Raw genomic sequence first — 3,069 nt, 5'->3', positions numbered from 1 at the left:
TCATGATCACCAACACCGTGGCATGGGAACCCCTCAACCTGGTCGGCCATGCGTTCAGCAACGGCCTCGCCCTCCGCTCCGGCAGTTCGCTGCGCCTCGCGGCCTGGCCAGCCGACGCCACCACCGGCTCGGTCACCCTGACCCTCTGGGATGCCGCCACCAACGAGGTCACCAACATTGTCGCAACCGTGGGCAGCCCCGTCCCGTATGCCTTCGATCAGGCTGGCCTGTTCACGGTGTCCGGCGTTTGCAGCAATGCGAACGGGGTCACCAACGGAACCCTGGCGGTCCGGGTCGTGACCGGCGCCTTCAATGGGCGGGAAGCGGCCTGCGTCACCGGCCAGCCCCGCACATGGGACTGCCCCGGCATCACCACCGATTCCGTGATCGTCGCCGATAGTCTGCTCAGTCTCACAGCAACCAATCTCGTGAGCGGGGGCACACGCTTTACCGTGATGCATCCCTCAGACAAGCCGCTTTACATGGTCGCCCGCCTCGGAGCGGATGGCCCTGTCCTGGACAGCGCGAAGATCGTCGCGATCTCTGGCGATAACGGCAGCTATTTCCGCGTGCTGGAAACCTTCTCCGATGGAAGTCGCAGGGTCGAGGTGCGCCTGCAGCTCGGCACGGTTCCCGCCGATCTGCTTGTGAAGCTTCATATCTTCGTCGGCGGCGTCACCTTCCTCGATGGCACGCTCGACATGACCCTGACGGCGGCCGACTTCGACGAAAGCGGCGTCTGCACCTACCAGATGCTTCAATCCGCCGCGTCATTTACATCGGTCTGCCATACAACGCAGATCTATCAGGATACCGTGTACATCGGAGGCACCCGATGAGCCAGACAATGCGTGCAACGCCTGCAATGCGTGCGATCCGGATGGCTTTTTCGGTGCTGATGACCCTCGTCATCGGCCAGACCTCGCTTGCCCGTGCCGCCGAGGACCCGGCGTCCGCCGCGTCCGTCGCGTCCGCCGCGTCCGGCATGACCCTTGCCCTGGTGCTGGGCCACAGTACCGGACGGGCGACCGGTTCTGAAACGGTGCCTTCCCATGCGGCACGGCTCCAGGCGGTTCGCGCCTTGTCCAAGGAGTTGTTGCCCGACGAGGTTCAGGCGTTGTACGGCTTGCTCGACCGCAAATCCGGCGAAGATCCGGCGTCTTCTGCAGAGCGCAACGCGCTGAAGAATGACGTGGTGAACGCCCTCAAGATGCAGACGGTCATGCCCGCCGACCTCCCGGCCCGTCTGATCGCGATGTTCAACGACCCCGCCCATGATCCGGTGTGGCGCGATTACTGCATCCAGCACCTCGGCTCCGTCTATGCCGTCATCACCCCGCTGGCGCTGCAAGAACAGGCGCGCCAGACGCTCTGGACCGCCGCATCCGAGAAGCAGGGGAGTATTCCCGGAACCGCCCTGATTGCACTCGCAAACCAGTCCGGCCAACCCGGCTTCGAAAAAGCCCGGATTGCCGCCACGGCCCTGGCCCTCGTCCGCTCGCCCGATTACGGGGAGCCTGCCAAAATCACCGCCTTTCAGATTTGCGCAAAACTGGGCGAGCAGGCCGTCCTCCCCGACGCCCGCCACCAGATGACCAACGGCTCGGTCTTGATCCGCGTCTCCGCCCTGGCGTGCGTCGGCATTCTGGGCGATCAGTCGGATCTGGCGGCGCTGCGCGCGTTGGAATCCAATTCGGATATTCGACTCCGCACGGCGGCCCAAGCCGCGATCAAACGAGTGCTCGCGAAACGGTAGAGAAGACAGAAGACAGAACAAGGTGTTCTCCCTCTCCCGCTGGGAGAGGGTCGGGGTGAGGGTTGCGGGCGGTTTTCGCCCGCATTATAGAGAGAGGTTTCAGATGCGTACAGGAATCAGATTTGGCTTGCAGGTGGCTTTGGTTGGCGTGCTGGCATGGGGAGCATCGCCACGCGGCAGTTGGGGTGCGGTAAACGAATATCTGGCTAACCGAAAATGCGTAGAGAATACCAGCGGCAAGTCATGTGACCCATGTTCTGATTCCTCTTCCCCGAGTGCGGTGGGCTTGGGCTGCGCCTGGGTCAAGATCAATGCGGGCGCGCTACGCCCCGGCAGTTCCGTGAAGTCGGCGCTGTTTCGGATGGGCGAGAATCAGCTCACGGAATCCATCTATACGCCCCAAGCCCTCAATTTCGTGGTCGGCTATGCCATGACGGGGATCTCCCATGAGCGGACCCGCGATGGAGCCCCCCGGCAAGTGACCCTCGTCGAAAGCGCGGGCATCCCGTTTGCCGTGAATTTCAAGGACGGCGAGTCCATTGGCGTGCCGGTCTTTGGCGATGCCTGGGTCATGAAACTCCGCCTCTTCATGGTGGATGCCAACGGCTGGGCCACCCTCGCCAATCCCGCCTACTATGACCTCTATACCGGCGATGGCGACCGCTACCGGTTTAATGCGTTCAAGACCTCCGCGCAGTACATGCAACTCGTCAGCCATCGCACCGTGGCCGGACGTGAAGAGACCTACGAGGACATGGGCGTGGAGGTCATCCGCGACTCCAACCAGATTCTGCGTCAGGTGCTCTTGCCCACACGGCTCGCCGATATCGTCGCTACCAACAACACCAGCTATGCGATCCAATTCTACACGCGATCCGCCATGATCCTCGCGGGCGGCAAGGATACCAACGGGTGCTATCGCATCGACCCGAATGCCGCACCCTTTGAAAGCTGGTCGTTCGTCAATCCCGAACCCGGCTCCCTGCGCAAACTCCGGGTCACGCGCCTCATGGGTTCGCGCACCACCGTCTATGACTTCGCCTACGAGGCCGATTCCGAGAACTGGGTCCTGCAGACCGGCGACGGCGTCACGGTCTTGATGCAGGAGGAGGAAACAACCCTCTGGAACGATGTCCGCAGCGAGCGGGCTACCACCAGCGCGATCAGAGGCAGCGATGGCGCGATCACGAGCCGGACCATCGAACTCATCAAGACCTTCAGTTGGGGCGATGGCGTCATCCGCCGCATCACCGATCCCGCCGGCGCATGCCTGACCAACACCTTCACCTACACGGCGGCGGGGCTGACCGAGA

At 62.9% G+C, this 3,069-nt stretch carries 3 protein-coding genes; all 3 read left to right on the top strand.

Annotated features, from left to right (window positions below):
• Nucleotides 1–17 precede the first annotated feature (17 nt).
• Entirely contained in the window at nt 18–839 is an 822-nt protein-coding gene (locus FJ222_12470) for a hypothetical protein (GenBank protein ID MBM4165236.1), read from the top strand.
• A complete protein-coding gene (locus FJ222_12465) occupies nt 836–1,756 on the top strand; it encodes a hypothetical protein (GenBank protein ID MBM4165235.1) in 921 nt (306 codons plus the stop codon). Before FJ222_12470 ends, FJ222_12465 begins: the two co-directional genes overlap by 4 nt.
• Before the next feature lie 340 nt (nt 1,757–2,096).
• Nucleotides 2,097–3,069, top strand: a 973-nt coding sequence (locus FJ222_12460) for a hypothetical protein (protein MBM4165234.1), incomplete at its 3' end; no start/stop codon positions are given.

The organism is Lentisphaerota bacterium (assembly GCA_016873675.1).
Lineage (GTDB): Bacteria > Verrucomicrobiota > Kiritimatiellia > RFP12 > JAAYNR01 > VGWG01.
The sequence above is the reverse complement of the archived record's forward strand: the minus strand, read 5'-3'. Positions and strand labels throughout refer to the sequence as shown.

Excerpts from the sequence above, each read along its gene's own strand:
- FJ222_12465 (MBM4165235.1), top strand. The coding sequence starts at position 836 with ATGAGCCAGACAATGCGTGCAACGCCTGCAATGCGTGCGATCCGGATG.